At 74.3% G+C, this 17,926-nt stretch carries 16 protein-coding genes; 6 read left to right on the top strand and 10 right to left on the bottom strand.

Going from position 1 to position 17,926, the window contains the following annotated elements; all coding sequences use genetic code 11:
- Positions 1–20: 20 nt before the first annotated feature.
- Entirely contained in the window at positions 21–1,361 is a 1,341-nt protein-coding gene (locus tag ACIGXE_RS17065) for a jacalin-like lectin (RefSeq protein WP_399748020.1), read from the top strand.
- 99 nt (positions 1,362–1,460) lie between these two features.
- On the opposite strand, the gene ACIGXE_RS17060 is transcribed toward ACIGXE_RS17065, so the two are convergent.
- Entirely contained in the window at positions 1,461–2,138 is a 678-nt protein-coding gene (locus tag ACIGXE_RS17060; RefSeq protein ID WP_399748018.1) for a GntR family transcriptional regulator, read from the bottom strand.
- 161 nt (positions 2,139–2,299) lie between these two features.
- On the opposite strand from ACIGXE_RS17060, the gene ACIGXE_RS17055 reads away from it, so the two are divergent.
- From ACIGXE_RS17055 to ACIGXE_RS17045, 3 genes are all read left to right on the top strand, one after another.
- A complete protein-coding gene (locus ACIGXE_RS17055; RefSeq protein ID WP_399748016.1) occupies positions 2,300–2,899 on the top strand; it encodes a hypothetical protein in 600 nt (199 codons plus the stop codon).
- Positions 2,900–3,042: 143 nt separating this feature from the next.
- Positions 3,043–4,335, top strand: a complete 1,293-nt coding sequence (locus ACIGXE_RS17050; protein ID WP_399748015.1) for a VWA domain-containing protein — start codon at positions 3,043–3,045, stop codon at positions 4,333–4,335.
- Positions 4,335–5,144: a hypothetical protein gene (locus ACIGXE_RS17045; protein WP_399748013.1), complete on the top strand. Its 810-nt coding sequence runs from the start codon at positions 4,335–4,337 to the stop codon at positions 5,142–5,144. Before ACIGXE_RS17050 ends, ACIGXE_RS17045 begins: the two co-directional genes overlap by 1 nt.
- A 76-nt stretch (positions 5,145–5,220) precedes the next feature.
- On the opposite strand, the gene ACIGXE_RS17040 is transcribed toward ACIGXE_RS17045, so the two are convergent.
- The 5 genes from ACIGXE_RS17040 to ACIGXE_RS17020 all read right to left on the bottom strand — a co-directional run bounded on the left by ACIGXE_RS17040 (position 5,221) and on the right by ACIGXE_RS17020 (position 11,777).
- Positions 5,221–5,910 (bottom strand): response regulator, encoded by a 690-nt coding sequence (locus ACIGXE_RS17040; RefSeq protein ID WP_399748011.1) that lies wholly within the window; start codon positions 5,908–5,910, stop codon positions 5,221–5,223.
- Entirely contained in the window at positions 5,907–7,211 is a 1,305-nt protein-coding gene (locus tag ACIGXE_RS17035) for a sensor histidine kinase (RefSeq protein ID WP_399748008.1), read from the bottom strand. Before ACIGXE_RS17035 ends, ACIGXE_RS17040 begins: the two co-directional genes overlap by 4 nt.
- Positions 7,212–7,251: 40 nt before the next feature.
- Positions 7,252–8,418, bottom strand: a complete 1,167-nt coding sequence (locus ACIGXE_RS17030; protein WP_399748006.1) for an acyltransferase — start codon at positions 8,416–8,418, stop codon at positions 7,252–7,254.
- Complete coding sequence (locus tag ACIGXE_RS17025; protein ID WP_399748005.1) at positions 8,411–9,442, bottom strand: alpha/beta hydrolase; 1,032 nt, start codon at positions 9,440–9,442, stop codon at positions 8,411–8,413. The genes ACIGXE_RS17030 and ACIGXE_RS17025 overlap by 8 nt, the downstream gene beginning before the upstream one ends.
- 433 nt (positions 9,443–9,875) lie before the next feature.
- Positions 9,876–11,777 (bottom strand): 2-isopropylmalate synthase, encoded by a 1,902-nt coding sequence (locus tag ACIGXE_RS17020; protein WP_399748003.1) that lies wholly within the window; start codon positions 11,775–11,777, stop codon positions 9,876–9,878.
- Between the two features lie 273 nt (positions 11,778–12,050).
- Between ACIGXE_RS17020 and ACIGXE_RS17015 the strand changes: the two genes are divergently transcribed.
- Positions 12,051–12,776, top strand: coding sequence for a FadR/GntR family transcriptional regulator (locus ACIGXE_RS17015; RefSeq protein ID WP_399748001.1), 726 nt, complete (start codon positions 12,051–12,053; stop codon positions 12,774–12,776).
- 197 nt (positions 12,777–12,973) lie between these two features.
- Positions 12,974–13,501 carry a DinB family protein gene (locus ACIGXE_RS17010; protein WP_399747999.1) on the top strand — a complete coding sequence of 176 codons (528 nt, stop codon included), beginning with the start codon at positions 12,974–12,976 and terminating at the stop codon, positions 13,499–13,501.
- A 29-nt stretch (positions 13,502–13,530) separates the two neighbouring features.
- On the opposite strand, the gene ACIGXE_RS17005 is transcribed toward ACIGXE_RS17010, so the two are convergent.
- The 4 genes from ACIGXE_RS17005 to ACIGXE_RS16990 all read right to left on the bottom strand — a co-directional run bounded on the left by ACIGXE_RS17005 (position 13,531) and on the right by ACIGXE_RS16990 (position 17,853).
- A complete protein-coding gene (locus ACIGXE_RS17005; RefSeq protein ID WP_399747997.1) occupies positions 13,531–14,187 on the bottom strand; it encodes a maleylpyruvate isomerase N-terminal domain-containing protein in 657 nt (218 codons plus the stop codon).
- Positions 14,188–14,356: 169 nt separating this feature from the next.
- Entirely contained in the window at positions 14,357–14,929 is a 573-nt protein-coding gene (locus ACIGXE_RS17000) for a dihydrofolate reductase family protein (protein WP_399747995.1), read from the bottom strand.
- A gap of 45 nt (positions 14,930–14,974) precedes the next feature.
- Positions 14,975–15,454 (bottom strand): (2Fe-2S)-binding protein, encoded by a 480-nt coding sequence (locus ACIGXE_RS16995; protein WP_399747993.1) that lies wholly within the window; start codon positions 15,452–15,454, stop codon positions 14,975–14,977.
- 32 nt (positions 15,455–15,486) lie between these two features.
- Positions 15,487–17,853: a molybdopterin cofactor-binding domain-containing protein gene (locus ACIGXE_RS16990; protein ID WP_399747991.1), complete on the bottom strand. Its 2,367-nt coding sequence runs from the start codon at positions 17,851–17,853 to the stop codon at positions 15,487–15,489.
- Positions 17,854–17,926 lie beyond the last annotated feature (73 nt).

Below are 17,926 nucleotides of genomic sequence, written 5' to 3'. Positions count from 1 at the left end.
ACCGTCCCCAGGAGACATCCATGCGCCGACTCCTCGTCCACCTGACAGCCGCGGCAGCCGTGCTCGCCGGACTCACCGCGACGGCGCCCCCGGCCACGGCCGCCGACTCGGGCACGTTCAGCGTGCTCACGTACAACGTGGCCGGGCTGCCCGAGAGCCTCTCCAGCGCCCCGACGCCACGCGAACCCGCCACGACGGAGATCGGCAGGCGGATCGCGTCGTACGACATCGTGCACGTCCAGGAGGACTTCAACTACCACGCCCGCCTGTACGAAGCCGACACCACCCATCCGTACCGCACCCCCACCAGCGGTGGGGCGGGCATCGGCAGCGGCCTGAACACCCTGTCCAAGTCCCTGTACGACGTCGACGACTTCGAGCGGGTCCGCTGGAAGTCCTGCCAGTACGACTCCGGCGACTGCCTGACTCCCAAGGGCTTCACCTTCGCCCGACAGCGCCTCACCGAGGGCGTGTACGTCGACTTCTACAACCTCCACACCAACGCGGGCACGAACGCCGGGGACCTGGCGGCACGCGCCGACAACCTGGACCAGCTCACCGCCTTCATCGCGACCCACTCGGCGGGCAACGCGGTCGTCGTCATGGGCGACACCAACACCCGCTACACCCGCACCGGCGACACCATCGCCGAGTTCGCCGCCGCCAACGGCCTGACCGACGCCTGGGTCGAGGTCGTCCGCGGCGGCACCCCGCCCGCGAAGGGCGGCGACGCCCTGGTGTGCGATCAGTCCGGGCCGACCGTGCCCGACACCTGCGAGGTCGTCGACAAGGTCCTGTACCGCGGCAGCACACTCGTCTCCCTGGACGCCACCTCGTACGACAACGAGCACACCGGGTTCCTCACCGGCGACGGGCTCATGCTCTCCGACCACGACCCCGTCGCGGTCGGCTTCTCCTGGTCGCGCAACCCCGCCTTCCAGCTGAGCGAGCAGTTCGGCGGACCGCACGGCGACCCCTTCAACGACATCGACCGCGTCCCCGCCGGCGCCCGCGCCACCACCGTCGCCCTCCGTGCGGGCGCCCGCGTCGACGGGCTGAGCATCACCCTGGACGACGGCACGTCACTCGCCCACGGCGGCAGCGGAGGCACCGCGGCCGCCCTCACGCTCGGCAGCGGCGAGTACGTGACCACCGCCGAGCTGTGCCGGGCCCGGAAGGACGGCCGCACCCGGATCTTCCACGCCAGATTCACCACCAATCTCGGCCGTTCCCTGGCCGGCGGCACGCCGACCCCCGACTGCGTCACCCACACCGCTCCCCCGGGCCGGCAGATCACCGGCTTCCACGGGCGCTCGGGCGACGAGATCGACAAGATCGGCTTCATCTACACCCAGCGCTGACACACCTTCGGGGAGACGGGCGTCGAGGAAGACGTCGGGGCCACGAACGCACCGGCTGTGATCCGAGGAACGGCGCCGTCGATCCGAGGAACGGCGCCGTCAGTCCCCGAACAGCAGCCGCAGCGCCACCTCGCGGTAGTGGCGCACATGGTGCAGCGCCAGGTTCGCGGCCGCGTCGGCGTCCCCGGCCCCGATCGCCTCGTACAGCAGCCGGTGCTCCTCCCAGAGCGGCCCCGGCTCGTCGACCTGCTGGAACAGCCAGCGCAGCCGGCCCTCCAGGGATTCGAGGGTGGTGACGAGGAGCTCGTTGCGCGACATGCGCACGATCCGGGCGTGGAAGGCGGCGTTGGCGCGCGAGAGGCGTTCGGGGCCGCCGGCGTCGGTGGCGGCGCGGGCGTCCGCGAGCAGCCGGGCGAGGGTGTCGAGCTCCGCCGGGCCGCGGCGCTCGGCGGCGCGGCGGACGGCGAGGACCTCCAGGGCCTCGCGCATGTCGAAGAGGTTCTCGACGTCCTGCCTCGTCATCTCGCGGACCACGATCCGGCGTTGGGAGACGGTCTGCAGGAAGCCCTCGCCGATGAGGATGCGGATCGCCTCGCGGACGGGGACGCGGGAGACGCCGAAGTCCTCGGCGACGTCCCGCTCGACCAGCCGGTCCCCCGGCTTGAGCCGTCCCGTGATGATGCGGTCGCGCAGCCCCTCGCAGACCTGGTCGCGGAGCCAGCCGCCTGGGCGGGCGAGCGCGGTGGAGTCGGCCTCCTGCGTCCCTGTCCCGGTCATCCGTCCTCCCGCTCTCGATCACCCTCACGGTATGCCACCTGGGCGGAAGCGCCGCCGAGGGGGACGTGCGATGCCCGTCACGCTCACTTGACGCGAACCCGAGAGACACTTAGCTTCGCCTTACCTAACCTTCCGTTCGCGCCAGCCGAAAGAAATGAGACATGCCGAGAACCCTGCCGCGTCCGCCCCGCATGACCGCCGCCACGGCGGACGCGACAGTGCCCGAGGAGCCGCTCCGGAACCTCACGCCCGGCCTGCATCTCACCGTCGTGGGGGTGCTCGCCGCCGGTTTCCTCGCGGCCTCCTGCTGGACCGCCGGGCACGTGCAGGCGGACGTCACGCTCCAGACGACCGCCCGGTTCCTGCACGTGGCGAGCCTGGTCGCGGGGCTCGGCTCGGTCCTCGCCGTCGACTGGTTCGCGGTGCTGTGGCTCACCGGCCGCCGTCCGCTCGCGGGCGTCCTCGACACGGCGTGCGCGCTGCAGACCCCGATCTGGGCGGGACTCGGCGGCCTGACGGTCACGGGACTCTTCCTGCGCCCGGACCTCCACTCGCCGCTCACCCTGGTCAAGCTGGGCCTCGTCCTCGCCGTCACCGTCAACGGCCTCTACGCGCACCGCCTCGGCCAGCTCCTCGCACGCCACCGGGACGGCGGCGACGTGCCCCGCCGACTGCTGGTCCGCTCCGCGGCGGCCGCGGGCGTGAGCCAGGTCGGCTGGTGGGGCGCCACCTTCATCGGCTTCCTCAACAGCCAGGCCTGACCCGCCGGGGACCTCTCCCGGCACCGGCGGAGACCGCCCGCCTCCCCCGTCACCCGCCCCTCGCCGCCGCACCCTGAGGCCCGCTCAGGAGCCCTGGGTGGACACGGTTTTGGTTTTCGGAGGATCATCCCTACGATCCTCCGATGATCACGAGAAAACGGCTGGCGACCGGGGCCTGCGCGCTGCTCGCCGCCCTGACCGTCGGACTCCTCCCGAGCATCGCCGCCGCCGACGACGGACCGGCGGCCACGGACTCCGCCAAGGAATCCCCCAAGGTCGAGCCGGTGCTCGACGTCAGCGGCTCGATGCGCGCCCGCGACATCGACGGACAGTCCCGCATGGCGGCCGCCAAGCAGGCCTTCAACGAGGTCCTGGACGCGGTCCCGCAGGAGGTGCGGCTCGGCATCCGCACCCTCGGCGCCGACTACCCCGGCCAGGACCGCAAGCGCGGCTGCAAGGACACCCGGGCGCTCTACCCGGTCGGCCCGCTGGACCGCACCGAGGCCAAGACCGCCGTCGCCACCCTCGCCCCCACCGGCTGGACGCCGATCGGCCCGGCGCTGCTGGGCGCGGCCGAGGACCTCAAGGGCGGCGAGGCCACCAAGCGGATCGTGCTCATCACGGACGGCGAGGACACCTGCGCCCCGCTCGACCCGTGCGAGGTCGCGCGTGACATCGCCGCCCAGGGCATCCACCTGGTCATCGACACGCTCGGGCTCGTCCCGGACGTCAAGACCCGCCGGCAGCTGATGTGCATCGCCGAGGCCACCGGCGGCACGTACACCTCCGTGCACCGCACCGAGGAGCTGTCCGGCCGCGTCCGGCAGTTGGTCGACCGCGCGGCCGACCCGGTCGTCACGCCGGTCGCCACCGAGGGCGCCGGGCGCTGCGCCGACGCCCCGCGGCTCAAGCCGGGCCTCTACACCGACCGGCAGGTCTTCGGGCAGCACCGCTGGTACCGGGTCGACGTGCTGCCGGGCCAGGAGCTGCGCGCCTCGGTGAGCGTCTCCGCCGACCGTGCCGTCGCCAACGACTACGGGGTGCTGCTGCGGGCCGTCACCACGCACGGGCGGGAGATCGTCCGCGGCCAGGAGGCCGGTGACGGACGCACCGACGTCATCTCGACGGGTCTGCGCTACCCGAAGAAGGACGACGAGGAGGCCCTCGGCGACGACACCAAGAGCGCGGCCGAGACGGTCTGCCTCCAGGTCAGCAACTCGTTCTCCGCTCCCCCGTCCGTGAAGACCACCCCGGGCATGCCGGTCGAGCTCGCGATCGACGTGGTCGACGGCCCCGGCTCCGCCTCCGACGTCGCCTCCTTCGGCCTGGGCCGCGGCTGGTGGCTGCTCGGCGTCCTGGTGCTCGCCGGCTTCCTCGGCGGCCTGATCTGGGGCTGGCTGTCCCGCTGGCGCTTCGCTGTCTGGAGGACCCACTGATGCGTACCGTACGCACGATGCTCGCGGCCGCCGCGCTCGCCGGCGCCGCCCTGCTCGGCCCGGCCGCCGCGGCCGGACTCGCCGACTCGGCGACCCCCACCCCGAGCGGCAGCGCGAGCGGCGCCGCGTCGGAGGCCGGGCCCACCGAGGCCGGCACGTCCTTCCGTACCGCCGCCTTCTTCAAGCAGGGCCGGCAGGCCACCGCCCAGGCGTCCACGGGTGACTACCTGTACTGGGTGTTCCCCGCCGACACCGGTCAGCGGCCGACCGTCACCGCCTCCGTCACGCTGCCGGACGCGGCGCTGCGGCACGGCTCGTCCGCGTGGCGGATCGACGTGTACGACGGACTGCGCCGGCGTCAGCCGTGCGTGTACGGCAAGCAGGCGCGGCTCGCGGCCAAGGAGGTGACGACCGTGGAGCTGGCGTGCACCCTGCGCCCGGTGCGGGCCGCCGCGGACGCCTGGTCGAACGACCCGCTGCCGGGCAGCTACTTCGTCCGGCTGACCGTGACCGGGCTGCCCGAGGAGGACTCGGGCCAGCCGTTCTCGGCGCGCATAGGGGCCACCTCGCGCGACATGGGCGGGGCGTACGCCACGGACGGCGCGCTCGCCGTGCCGCTGGTGCCCGGTGCCACCACCCCGGAGACGGTGGAGGCCCGCGCGCCCGAGGACGGCTGGTCCTCGGGCTGGTGGTCCGACCGCTGGCTGTGGACCGCCGCGGGCGGGGTGCTCGCCGCCCTCGCGGGCGTCGGCGGCTACGTCCTGACGCGCGGTGCGGGCCGCCCCTCGCGCGTCCCGCCCGCCGTCTGACCTCCGACCGGCTCCACGAAAGCACCGGCCCCCGCCGTACCGACGGCGGGGGCCGGTGCCGTTCCCGGCCGGGCGGTCACTGCCCGCCGGGCCGGACCAGACCGGTCTCGTAGGCGTGGACGGCGGCCTGGGTGCGGTCGCGCAGGGACAGTTTGGCGAGGATGCGGCTCACATAGGTCTTCACGGTCTGCTCGGCGACGACGAGCCGGTCGGCGATCTCCGCGTTCGACAGGCCGTGCGCGATGAGGGTGAGGACCTCGGTCTCGCGCTCGGTCAGGGCGCCGAGCCGGTCCATCAGCGGGGCGCGGGGGGCGACGCTCAGCCGGGAGAACTCGGCGATCAGGCGCTTGGTGACATTGGGCGCGAGCAGCGCGTCGCCGCGGGCCACGACCCGTACCGCCTGCGCGAGTTCCTCGGCGGACGCGTCCTTGAGCAGGAAGCCGGCGGCGCCCGCCCGCAGCGCCTCGTACACGTACTCGTCCAGGTCGAAGGTGGTGAGGACGAGCACCTTGACGGTGGCGTCGGCGGGGGCGGTGAGGACCCGGGTGGCCTCGATGCCGCCGGTGCCGGGCATGCGGATGTCCATCAGAACGACGTCCGGGGCGAGTTCGGCGGCCTTGGCGACGGCGTCGGCGCCGTCGACGGCCTGGCCGACGACCCGGATGCCGGGTTCGGCGTTCAGCAGGACCGTGAAGCCCTGCCGGACCATGACCTGGTCGTCCGCGACGAGAACCCTGATGTCCTCGCCTGTGCCGGCGTCGCTCATGAACCGTCCTTCGGGTGCGGTGGGGTGGGGAGAGGGGCGGGCAGGGTGGCGGTGATCTCCCAGCCGCCGTCGGGGGTCGGTCCCGCGGCGAGTTCGCCGCCCAGCATGGCGGTGCGCTCACGCATGCCGAGCAGCCCGTGACCGGGCTCCCGCGCGGGACCCGCGGTCCCGGCGTGGGCGAGCCCTCGGGCGGCGGTGTTGGTGACCCGTACGGTCAGCCCGCCCCGGTGGTAGCGGGTCCGCACGGTCGCCCGCGAGCCGGGTGCGTGGCGCATGGCGTTGCTCAGCGCCTCCTGCACGATGCGGTACGCCGAGAGTTCGGTGCCCGGGGAGAGCGGCCGGGGTTCGCCCTCGGTCTCGGTGGTCACGTCGAGACCGGCCGCGCGCACGTTGGCCAGGAGCTCGCCGAGCCGGTCGAGGGTGGGCTGCGGCGCGTGCCGTACGCCCGCGGCCGCGTCACCCGCCTCGCCGTCGCCGCGCAGCACGCCGAGGACGCGACGGAGTTCGGTGAGGGCGTCGACGGCGTTCTGCCGGATGCCGGCCAGGTTCTCGCGCAGCTCCGGGGAGGGATCGGCGACCAGGTGCGGGGCGACCTGGGCCTGGATCGAGATGACGGACATGTGGTGGGCGACGACGTCGTGGAGCTCGCGGGCGATCCGGCCGCGCTCCTCCAGGAGGGCGCGCCGGGCGCGTTCCTCGGCGGTGAGCTCCTCCTGCTCGACGAGGCGGCTGCGCGAGACGCGGCTGGCGCGCAGGGAGCAGCCGACGACGACGGCGGTGACGAAGGCGAGGGAGCCCTGCGGCAGGGTCAACAGGTGCGGCACGGCGCGCGGGACGGCGGCGCCGACGCCGGTGAGCAGGGTGATGCCCAGGGCGGCCGCGGCGGCGACGGGCCGCACCCGCAGCGAGAGCAGGAGCAGCACCAGGGTGTGCAGGGCGATGGCGGCGACGTTCCAGGGCCAGTGGGCGCCGAAGACGGCTGAGGTGAGGGCGCCGGTCACCAGCAGGGCACCGGTGGAGAGCCAGAAGGCGGCGGCGGGCCGGCTGAGCGCGAGGACCGGGGCGGCGGCCTGGCAGAGCGCGAACAGCGTCATGCTGCCGGGGGCCGGGTCCATGACGTCGTTGTAGAGGGCCATGTTCCACAGGCCCAGGAGGACGGAGGTCAGCACGAGATGGGCGTGCGGCAGCCAGCTGAGCCAGCGGTGGCGGGGCAGCGGGTCACGGCGCCCCGGCCACAGGTCGGCGCGCAGGACGCCGGGGGCCGCGCGCAGGGCGGCCTCCCATCGTGCGGTGTCCGTCACCGTGCTCCCCCCGTTCACATGGTCGTTCCGCTGCCCCAGCCTAGGCACGTCGTGCCTCCGTCCTTCGGTCGGGCCGCGACTTCTGCGCGCGGGCCGTGCTCGTGCGTTCGTACGTGTGGAAGGCGGCGCCGCAGATCAGCAGCGCGCCGGCGAAGAGGGGCAGCCAGCCGAGCCGGGCGAGGACCCAGCCGTATCCGTCGGGGACGGTGTGCAGCCCGGTGAGCGGGGCGTGGCCGAGGAGCTTCGCGGTGAGCAGTCCGCCGGTGGTGACGGCGATCATCGCGGTCTGGTGCCAGAGGAAGACGGTCATCGCGCACAGGTTGAGCAGCACCACCGCCGCCCAGGCGAGGGGCCGGCGCAGGGCGCGGCGGAGCGGCCCGAGCAGCAGGACCGCTCCGCCGGACTGGGCGAGCCCGAAGGTGACGGCGGCGAGCGTGGGCGGGTTGAGGTTGGAGACGGGAGCGCCGGGGACGCCGACCATGGAGCCGGGGTAGCCGGCGAAGGCCACGAGCAGGCCGGTCGCGGCGGCGCCGCCGAGGAGCAGCGCCCAGGCGGCGGGCCGGGCGAGCGGGCCACGGCGGGCGAGGAGCGCGCCGAGGCAGTACGGGACGAGCCAGCCGGCCGGCAGGTTGAGCCACCCCAGCCACTCCGGGCCGCCGAAGCCGAAGCGGATCAGGTCGGCGTGGAGGACGACGGCGAGCGGCCACAGCGGATGGACCCGGGCGACGAGCGGGGTGGCGGCGGTGAGGGCGGCGAGGACGAGCAGGAACCACAGCGGGGACAGGACGAGCTTGCCGAGCGTGAAGAGGGTCTGCCACGGCACCCCGCAGCCGAGCATCACGGCCGACGCGAGGAGCCACACGCCGAGCAGCGGAGCCACCGGCCCGAACAGCCGGGCGAGCCGGGCGGCGATCCACCGGCCGTGGCCCTCGCCCCGGGCGCGGGCGGCGGCGTGGCCACGGGCGGCGACGTGGCCGCCGACGAGGAAGAAGACGGCGAGGGTCTGGAACGCCCAGGAGACCGGGGTGAATTCGGGCAGGTGCCCGAGAGGGCTCTCGACGCGCAGGCTGCCGCTGTCGGCGACAAGGGCGGTGACGAGCCAGTGCCCGAGGACCACGCCGAGGATGGCGAAGGCCCGCAGCGCGTCGAGGGCGCGGTCGCGGCCGGGCGGGGTGGCGGCGGCTATGCGGTGGGCGAGTTCACGCACGGTCCGGCTCCTGTCCGTCGACGATCCGGGCGAGGTTGCGCAGGGGCACGGAGCCGGGGACGAGGTAGTCGCTGTGGCCGCCGTCCCCCGCGGCGAAGCGGCGGGCGCCGAAGGCGGGGTCCACGGGGTCGGTGCCGAAGCCGAGTTCGGTGCCGAGCGGCAGCGGCACGCGGAGGTGGGGCACCTCGCCCACCCAGTCCTCGGCGGCCCGGCCGGCCCAGACGGCGGCGGAGGTGCGCAGACCGGCGGCGGTGTCGAAGCCGGTGCCGGGGCTGCCGAACAGGACGACGGCGGCCACCGGCAGTCCGGCGGCGGCGAGGGCGCAGACCACGGAACCGTAGGAGTGCCCGAGCAGGGTGATCCGGGCGCCGGGCCGGACCGCGCTCAGCTCCTCGACGAAGGAGCGGAGCGCGGGTGCCGCCTGTTCGGCGCGGCCGGGGGTGAGGGAGGCGGCGCTGCCGGTGGCGGGGGTGCGGTAGCCGAGCCAGGCGACGACCGCGGTGCGGGCACCGGACTCCCGCCGGAGGGTCTCCTGGAGGGCGGTCGCGCCGGCGCGGAAGCGTCCGTAGCTGTCGAGTCCGGTGTCGGAGCCGGGGACGAGCACCGCGATCCGCTCGGCGCGGGCCAGGTCCCCGAGGACCTCCACGCTGCGTCCGCCGTCGCGCCCGTCGAAGGAGAGGAACGTGCGTCCCGGGGCCGCCATCGCGCGCAGCGAGGCGGCCCGCCGGCGGGCGCCGTAGGTGTCCGCGGTCCGTTCGGCCGCCCGCAGCTCCTCCCGGCCGGCCGCGTACCGCGCGGCGAGCTCCCCCGCCAGCGCCGTGGGTTCGGCGGAGGTCAGCCGCGTGACGCCCGCGGGCGCGGGCGCCGGCACCTCCGCCGGCCGGGCGGCTCCCGCGACCGGCACCGCCACGGCGGCGGTGACGAGCGCGGCGAGCAGGGTGCGGCGGAGCCGACCGGTGGGCCGCGGGCGGCGGGGGCGAACGGGGGCGGGGGCGCGGCGGTAGCCGCGCGCGAGGGGCGCCATGGGGGTCCTTCCGTACCGGGGTTCGATCCGTTACGGACGGTATGAAGACGCCCCTGTGGTCGGCGTCCCACCGGGGAGCCAACCTCGTGGGTAGCTCCCAGGTATGACGGGTAGTCGGTCCGGCTGCCGGGCGACGGGAGTCGGTCCGGCTACCGGGCGACGGGAGTCGGTCCGGCTACCGGGCGACGGGAGTCGGTCCGGCTGCCGGGCGACCGGTAGTCGGTCCAGCCACCGGGCGACGGGTAGTCGGTACGGCTACCGGGCGACGGGCTCGGGTTGCACGGGCGGGCGGGGCTGGAACGGTGGGAAGGGCCGGAGGGGCCGGAGGGGCCGGACCGCCGGGAGGGGCCGGGCCACCGGGACAGGGCGGGCTACAGGGACCGGCCGGCGGGCACGCGGGCCGGCCCCGGCTTGTCCGACGGACCGGGCCGTTTCATCGGGCCGGAACTCCGTCGCGACGGGCGCGGTTGACGGCCGACAGGACGGCGCGGACGGAGGCCGTGAGGACGGAGGAGTCCCGGCCCGCGCCCCATGCGGTCCGTCCGTCGACCCGGCACTCCGCGTAGGCGACGGCGTCGCCGGAGGCGCCGCGGCCCGTGGCGTGCTCGGCGAAGTCGAGGACGTCCACGGCGATCCCGGCCCGGCCGAGGGCGTCGGCGAACGCGGCGATCGGGCCGTTGCCGTGCCCCTCGTACGCGGCGGTGCGGCCGCCCACGGCCAGGACGCAGTCGAAGCGGTGCGCCGCGCCGACCACCCCGGCGGCGTCGACCGCGTCGACCACCTCGGCCGCGCCGACCACCCCGGCGGCACCGTGCGTGTTGTCCGCGGTGGGGGCCGTACGCCACTCCAGCAGACGTACCGGCCCCTCCCCCTGCCCCGGGGCGAGGTAGGCGGCGTGGAACAGCTCGTACAGCTCGTCGGCGGTCGCCTCCCGCCCGTGCGCGTCGGTGGCCTCCTGGACGACGGCCGAGAATCCGGGGCGCAGGCGCTCGGGCAGGTCGAGGCCGTGGTGGGTGCGCAGGAGGTAGGCCATGCCGCCCTTGCCGGACTGGGAGTTGACCCGGATGACGGCCTCGTAGCTGCGCCCGATGTCGGCCGGATCGATGGGCAGGTACGGCACGCTCCACGGTGCGCGGGCGGGGTCGATGCCGGCGTCCGCGGCCGCCTTCGCGTGCTGGGCGAAGCCCTTGCTGATGGCGTCCTGGTGGGTGCCCGAGAACGCCGTGTGGACGAGCTCTCCGGCGTAGGGGTGGCGGGGGTGCACGGGGAGCCGGTTGCACTCCTCGACGACCGTCCGGACGGAGTCGATGTCCGTCAGGTCGAGCATCGGGTCGACTCCCTGGGCGTACAGGTTGAGCGCGAGGGTCACCAGGTCGACGTTTCCGGTGCGTTCGCCGTTGCCGAAGAGGCAGCCTTCGACGCGCTGGGCGCCGGCGAGGACGGCGAGTTCGGCGCAGGCGACGCCGGTGCCGCGGTCGTTGTGCGGGTGCACGGACAGGATGACGCTGTCGCGGCGGGCGAGGTGGCGGTGCATGTACTCGACCTGGTCGGCGTACACGTTCGGGGTGGAGATCTCGACGGTGGCGGGCAGGTTGTGGGTGACCGGCCGGTCGGGGCTCGCGTCCCACAGCCCGGTCAGGGCGTCGCAGAGCTCCAGGACGAAGTCGGGTTCGGTGAGGTTGAAGGTCTCCGGCGAGAACTGGAACCGGATCCGGCTGTCGGGCCGGGCGTCGGCGAGCCGCGCCATCAGCGTCGCGGCCTCCTCGACGGTGGCCCGGACCTGGGCGCGGTCGCGGCCGAGGACGGTGTCGCGCCAGACGGGAGAGGTCGCGATGTAGAGGTGGACGACGGCCCGCGGCAGTCCGTCGATCGCGGCGAAGGTGCGCTCGACGAGCTCGGCGCGGGCCGGGGTGAAGACGACCGGGGTGATGTCGTCGGACACGGCACCGGAGCCGATCAGCCGGGCGAGGTGGCGCACGAAGTCGAAGTCGGTGCGGCTGGCGGAGGGGTAGCCGACCTCGATCTCCTTGAACCCGGTGCGTACGAGCAGGTCGAAGAAGCGCTGCTTGCGGGCGGTGTCCATGGGCTCGGCGAGCGCCTGGTTGCCGTCCCGCAGGTCGACCGGCACCCACAGCGGGGCGCGCTCGAAGCGGGCGGAGGGCCAGCACCGGTCGGCGAGCTCGGGGACGTGGACGCGGTCCTGGTAGGGGCGGTAGCGCTGGTACGGCATGGGGCCGGGGCGCTGCGGGTTCCAGGCGGGCGGGGCGGCGGGCGCGGACGCCGGCCGGGCCGCAAGGTCGGTCGGGGACGCTCCGGTCCGCGGGGCGAAGGTCATGGCGGATGGCTCCTTCTGCTGGTCTCGGTGCGACCGGCGGCAACAGGGCGACCCGCGGCGGGGTGCCGGTCGCGTCAGGCCCCGCCGCGGCAGCCGAGAAGAAGTCCGCGGAAGATCATGGCCCGTACCCTAGCCACTCCTCAGCTCCTCAGACAAGTACTCCTCAGACAAGTTCCGAGATAGGTTTCCTCCGAGAGAGTCCGCGATCCGGGACCGGTCCGCACAACCGCCCCGGGGAACGATCCGGCCCCGTCCGGAGAATCAGGTGACCCCATGCCGCTCGGTGCCCTGCGCCCCAGCCCCCTCGTCGAGCAGGCAGCCGAGCGGCTGCGCGAACAGATCACCGCGGGCCACTGGCCCGTGGGCAGCCGGCTTCCCGGCGAGACGACCCTGGCCAAGGAGCTGGGCGTGGGCCGCTCCACGGTCCGCGAGGCGCTGCGCGCGCTCGCCGGCGCCGGGCTCGTGCAGCCGCGCCAGGGCGCGGGCGTCTTCGTGACGGCGACCAGCCCGGTCGAGGACTGGCCGACCCGGCTGCGGAAGGCCGCGGTCACCGACGTGTACGAGGTGCGGATGCTGGTCGAGGTGCAGGCGGCCCGGCTGGCCGCGCTGCGCCGCACCGACGCCGACGTGGAGGCCATGCGGGAGGCCCTGGCTGGGCGGCGCGCGGCGTCGGAGGGCGACGACGCGGGCTTCGTGGACGCCGATATCCGGGTCCACGCCGCTCTGGTCGCGGCCGCCCACAACCCCGTACTGACCGACCTCTTCGCGGAGTTCGCCCCGGCCTTGCGCCAGGGCCTGATCGACCTGCTCGACCTGCTCTCGCTGCGCGCCGGCGAGCCGCGCCACGGGGAGGACTCGCACATCGCCCTCGTGGCCGCGGTCGAGGCGGGCGACGCCGACGAGGCGGCCCGCCTCGCCCAGGCGGAACTGGAGGCGACCCTGGCCCTCCTGCTCTCCCCCGGCAAGGGCGCCGGGACGGGTGAGGAGGGAGACGGGTGAGGAAGGATCCGGGTGAGGAGGGAGACGGGCCGTCCTCGGACCGTCCGGGTCCGTGGACGTCACTTGCTTCCCGCCGGGACGGACCGGCCCCCCGGGCGGGGGGAGGCCACCTCCTTCACCCGGCTCAGGGCCGCCCGGAAGTGATCACCGCGTCCCGCCTGCTTGATCCCTCCCGGGCGGCAGGGCAGGTTGGGTCCATGACATGGACAGCACCGTCGGTCGAACGCACCCAAGGACTCGGCGAGCTCGGCACCGTGACGGAGCGCCGGATGCTGGAGGGCTGGCTGCGCCGGCACCGGGAGACCCTGCTCGCCAAGTGCGCCGGGCTGGAGCCGGCCCAGCTGGCCCGGGCGACCGTGGAACCTTCGTCCCTCACCCTCCTGGGCCTGGTCCGGCACATGGCGGAGGTGGAGCGGTGGTGGTTCCGGCGAAGCTTCGCGGGTGAGGCCGTCGGCGAGGTCTTCACCGGCCCTTCGGACGGCGACGAGGGGCTCTCCGGCGTCGACGCGGCGGACGCGGAGCGGGACTTCGCACGGTTCCGGGCCGAGATCGAGGCGTGTGACGCCGCCGTGGCCGGACACGAGCTCGACGAGACCTTCGTGTCCTCGTCCGGAGTTCGGCTCAGCCTGCGCTGGGTCTACCTGCTGATGATCCAGGAGTACGCCCGTCACAACGGGCACGCCGACTTCCTGCGCGAGCGGACCGACGGGCTGACGGGCGACTGAACGCCCGCACGCCGCCCCCACCCCCGCCGTCAGCCGAGCGAGAGCGGGATCCGCACGCCGCTCCCGGCCAGGGCGGTCCGTTCCCCGGCGCTCGGTGGGCGACGGCCGGTCCCCACGAGCAGCGCGTCCGTGTCGGACAGCGCGGCCGGGAACGGCGCGCCGGCGATCCGCTCCAGGAGGCCGCGCGCGGCGGCCAGGCTCTCCGCGGGAGGCCGTGGCGCCCCCGGCAGGTGTGCGACGAGGTCCAGGTGGTGCAGCGTCCACTCCATCACGTAGGCGGAGAGGTAGTCGGCGACCGTGAGCACCTCACCGCGGGTGCCGACCCGTCCGCCAGGGTCGGCGAGCACGGCCGCGCGCCCCGCGGCGGAGCCGACGTCGTCGAGGTGGAACCGCAGCAGTTCCGGGTCCTGGTACGCGGCGGCGAGCCGTACGGTCAGCGCGTCGAGCGGGTCGTCGCCGGTCGGCGGCGTCTCGGAGACCTCCCAGTACGTCGCCGCGTCGCGGGTGGGAGCGGTGTCGGCGGGCGTGGCGAGGGTGATCAGGACGTCCTGCGCATCGATGACGAGGTGGCACACCAGGTCGCGTACGAGCCAGCCCGCGCAGCCCGACGGCCGGGCGAAGTCCTCGTCGGCGAGACCGGCGACGGCCGCGCGCAGTGCGGTCCAGGAGCGAGTGAAGTCGTCCACGCCCGCAGGCTATCCGGCCGGAGGGGCCCGACCGGCGGGTTCCGGCCGCCCGTCGTCCGCCTGGCCGGCGACCGGTCAGGGCCTGCCGTGCGGGGCGGGCCCGATCCGCCGGACCGGCCGTGGGTGTCTCGGCAGGCCCGGCGGGATCGGCGTTCCCGCCGAGGCGCCCCTACGGCCGGTCCTCGCGCTCGTAGCGGAGCAGCACGACCCCGTTGGGGAAGGTCCGGGTGCGGTCGAGACGCAGGCCGGCCAGGGTGTCGGTGGGCGCGAAGAGGGGCGTGCCGCGGCCGACCAGGACCGGGTGGACGTACACGTGGTAGGCGTCGATCAGGTCCTGCTCGCGGAACGCCTGGGCGAGCGCCGCCCCGCTGAGGGCGAGGTCGCCGTCGGCGGCGGCCGCGAGGGCGCGGACCTCGGCCGCGTCCACCCGGGGGACGACGGTGGTGTTCCAGCCGGCCCGCTCGACGGTCGTGGAATACACGACCTTCGGGGTCGAGCGCCAGATCTCCGCGAACTCCCGCATGGCGGGTGGGAGTTCGGGGTCGGCGTCGGCGGTCGGCCAGAAGTCCTCCATCAGCTGGTGGGTGCGGCGGCCGCTGAGGAAGCCGCCCATGGCGGCGAGTTCCTCGTTGAGGTGCCGGTGCAGCTCCTCGTCGACACGGTGCCAGCTGATGTCGTGCTCCTCCCCCTCGATGTAGCCGTCGAGGGAGACGGACATGAAGAGGACGATCTTTCCGGACACGGGCGGCGCTCCCTCTCGTCGACGGAGGCCGCCCGGCGGGCAGACTCACCCCATGCGACGGGCGCCCTCCTTGATGGCCTCACGGATACGGTTATAGGTCCCGCAGCGGCAGATGTTGCGGATCTGGTCGAGGTCGGCCTCGTCGATCTCCCGTCCGGCCTCGTGGGCGCGCCGCACGGCCGCCACCGCGGTCATGATCTGGCCGGGCTGGCAGTAGCCGCACTGGGCGACGTCGACGTCCAGCCAGGCCTCCTGCATCGGGTGCAGCTCCTTGCCGACGGTGCCGGGCAGGCCCTCGATGGTGGTCACCTCGTCGGTGTCCGCAAGGTCCTTCACGGGGACGGAGCAGGGCGTGAACGCCTTGCCGTTGAGGTGGCTCGTACAGGCCTGGCAGACGCCGACGCCGCAGCCGTACTTGGGTCCCGTGACGCCGAGGACGTCCCGGAGCACCCAGAGCAGCCGGACGTCGTCCTCGACCTCGGCGGTCACGGCCCTGCCGTTGAGGATGAAGGTGTGCTGGGGCACGGTGGCTCCTGAATCTGTGGTCGGTCCGGGGCTCAGAGGGCGCGGTCGCGGCCGTCGGTCGGCGAGGCGGGGATCGGCGGGACGGCGGGGGTCGGGGTGAAGGGCAGCGGCGCGGCGTGGTTGACGGGGAAGGTCGTCGGCATGGTGCCGGTGGCCCGCCCGTACGCGCAGGCGACGGCGGCCATGGAGGCGGCGACGGCCAGCTCGCCCGCGCCGCCGGGCCGGTCGCCGGTGGACGGCATGACGACGATCTCCAGCTCGGGCGGGGTGTTCCACTGCCGCGTGTAGAAGTAGTTGTCCCAGCTGCTCTCCAGGAAGCGCCCGTCCTTGAGGTGCAGGCCCGAGGTGAGCGCGAGGGCGATGCCGTCGCTGATGCCGCCCATCATCTGGGCCTCCAGGCCGCGCGGGTTGACGGCGAGCCCGACGTCGACGGCGCACACGATCTTGGTGACGCGGGGGCCGGTCCAGGCGTCGCGGATCTTCCGGCCGGTGGTCTCCGGCCGGCAGTCGATCTCGGCGAGGACGGCGACGAAGGAGTGGTACTCGGGGTGGATCGCGACGCCCTGCGCGGTGCCCGGTGCCATCGTCCGTCCCCAGCGGCCTGCTTCGGCGACCTTGTCGAGGACGGCGCGGGCCCGCTCGTCCTTGAGGAAGCGGCGGCGGAAGCCGAGCGCGTCCTGGCCGGTCTTCCTGGCGAGTTCGTCGACGACGAGCTCCTGGGCGCAGCGCACGTTGGGCGAGTAGATGTTGCGCATGGAGCCGGTGTTGAAGCCGTGGTCGACCTCGCTGAGGAGCTGCGTGGTCACACCGAAGTGGTACGGGCTCGACTGGGTGAGCGCGAACATCGTCTCGGAGAACGTCAGGTCGGCGACCGGGAGCCTGGCCGCCTCCGAGGTGATGACCTCGCCGACGCCGTGGCTGAAGTCGGTGGCGACGGAGGTGTGCCGCTGCTCGTACGTGAGGACCTCGCCGAGCGCGTAGGTGGCGCGGACCCGGGAGGTGGACATCGGGTGCGTACGCCCCTGCCGGAAGTCGTCGGTGCGGTGCCACATGAGCCGTACGGGTTTGCCGATGGCCTTGGAGATCTCGGCGGCCTCGCCGGCGGCGTCGTGGAACAGCTTGCGGCCGAACGAGCCGCCGCCCTCGGTGACGTGGACCTTCACGGCGGTCGGCGGCAGCCCGAGCTGGAGGGCGATCTTCTCCTGGGCGACGATGGGCGACTTGAGGCTGGCCCAGATCTCGGCGGAGCCGGGTCGTACGTCGGCGACGGCGCAGTTGGTCTCCAGGGCGCCGTTGCTGGCGAAGTGGAAGGTGAAGCGGGCGTCGACGGCCTTGGTGAGGAGGTCGAGCGGCGGGACGACGAGGGGCAGTTCGGCGGCGCGGAGCTCCTGCAGCACGGTCGCGTCGGAGGCGCCCTCGGCGGTGCCGGGACCCCAGGTGACCTTCAGGGCGCGGACGGCGTCGATGCACTGGCCGAAGGTCCGGCCGCGGACGGCGACGCCGGTGGAGACGGCGACGACGTCGGTGATGCCGGGCATGGCCCGGACCTCGGCCAGGTTGTCGACGGAGCGCACGGTGCCGTTGATCGTGGGCGGGCGGCAGACCATGGTGGGCAGGGCGCCGGGCACGTGCACGTCCATCGCGAACTTCTTCCGCCCGGTCACGGCGTCGAGGGCGTCGACCCGGCTCCGGGGGGTGCCGATGACCTGGAACGCGTCCGGGTCCTTGAGGGTGACGGCGACCTGGGTGTCGGTGAGTGCGGCGGCCTTGACGGCGAGTTCGCCGTAGGTGAGGCGGATGCCGGTGGCCGAGGTGATGACGCCGGCCTTGGCGGTGAGGGTGTCGACGGCCTCGCCGAGTTCCAGCGCGGCGGCGCGCAGCAGCCGGCCGCGGGCGACGGCGGCGGCGATCCGGATCGGGGTGAAGGTGGAGATGGTGGTGTTGGAGCCGCCGGTGAGCTGGTTGAAGAGGAGCTCGGGGCGGGCGTCGGCGAGGGTCACCTTGATCCGGTCGAGCGGCAGGTCGAGCTCCTCCGCGACGATCATCGCCGAGGAGGTGGTGATGCCCTGGCCGACCTCGGCGCGGGGCAGCGCGAAGTGCGCGGTGCCGTCGGGTTCGACGCGGATGGTGATGAGGTTCGCCGTGGGCAGGGCGGCCGAGGTGAGCAGGTCGTTGAGGTCGAGGATCTCGGCGGGCCCGGGGAGGGACGGGACGACGCCGGGCGCCACGGCGGGGACGGCGGCCGCCGCCACGTCGGGGGCGAGGGCGTCCGCGCCGATCCGGGCGGCGACGGTGAGGGTCGGGGCCGCCAGTACGTACCCGAGGAATCGACGCCGGCCGAAGCCGCGGGGCGGCTCGGCTTCCTGCTCGCGGTGCGCGGCGCGGTCCTGCGCTTCCATGGGCGCTGCCTTTCGACGTGTGGCCTGGGTGTGGCCTGGATGAGGCCAGTGGATCATCACCCGCCCGGCCGAG

Origin of the sequence: Streptomyces sp. NPDC053431 (assembly GCF_044544925.1) — a bacterium.
Lineage (GTDB): Bacteria > Actinomycetota > Actinomycetes > Streptomycetales > Streptomycetaceae > Streptomyces.
This window is presented reverse-complemented; position numbering and strand designations above follow the sequence as displayed.

Excerpts from the sequence above, each read along its gene's own strand:
- ACIGXE_RS17045 (WP_399748013.1), top strand. The coding sequence starts at position 4,335 with ATGCGTACCGTACGCACGATGCTCGCGGCCGCCGCGCTCGCCGGCGCC.
- ACIGXE_RS17050 (WP_399748015.1), top strand. The coding sequence starts at position 3,043 with ATGATCACGAGAAAACGGCTGGCGACCGGGGCCTGCGCGCTGCTCGCC.
- ACIGXE_RS17020 (WP_399748003.1), bottom strand. The coding sequence starts at position 11,777 with ATGACCTTCGCCCCGCGGACCGGAGCGTCCCCGACCGACCTTGCGGCC.
- ACIGXE_RS17055 (WP_399748016.1), top strand. The coding sequence starts at position 2,300 with ATGCCGAGAACCCTGCCGCGTCCGCCCCGCATGACCGCCGCCACGGCG.
- ACIGXE_RS17015 (WP_399748001.1), top strand. The coding sequence starts at position 12,051 with ATGCCGCTCGGTGCCCTGCGCCCCAGCCCCCTCGTCGAGCAGGCAGCC.
- ACIGXE_RS17025 (WP_399748005.1), bottom strand. The coding sequence starts at position 9,442 with ATGGCGCCCCTCGCGCGCGGCTACCGCCGCGCCCCCGCCCCCGTTCGC.
- ACIGXE_RS17040 (WP_399748011.1), bottom strand. The coding sequence starts at position 5,910 with ATGAGCGACGCCGGCACAGGCGAGGACATCAGGGTTCTCGTCGCGGAC.
- ACIGXE_RS17065 (WP_399748020.1), top strand. The coding sequence starts at position 21 with ATGCGCCGACTCCTCGTCCACCTGACAGCCGCGGCAGCCGTGCTCGCC.
- ACIGXE_RS17010 (WP_399747999.1), top strand. The coding sequence starts at position 12,974 with ATGACATGGACAGCACCGTCGGTCGAACGCACCCAAGGACTCGGCGAG.
- ACIGXE_RS17060 (WP_399748018.1), bottom strand. The coding sequence starts at position 2,138 with ATGACCGGGACAGGGACGCAGGAGGCCGACTCCACCGCGCTCGCCCGC.
- ACIGXE_RS16990 (WP_399747991.1), bottom strand. The coding sequence starts at position 17,853 with ATGGAAGCGCAGGACCGCGCCGCGCACCGCGAGCAGGAAGCCGAGCCG.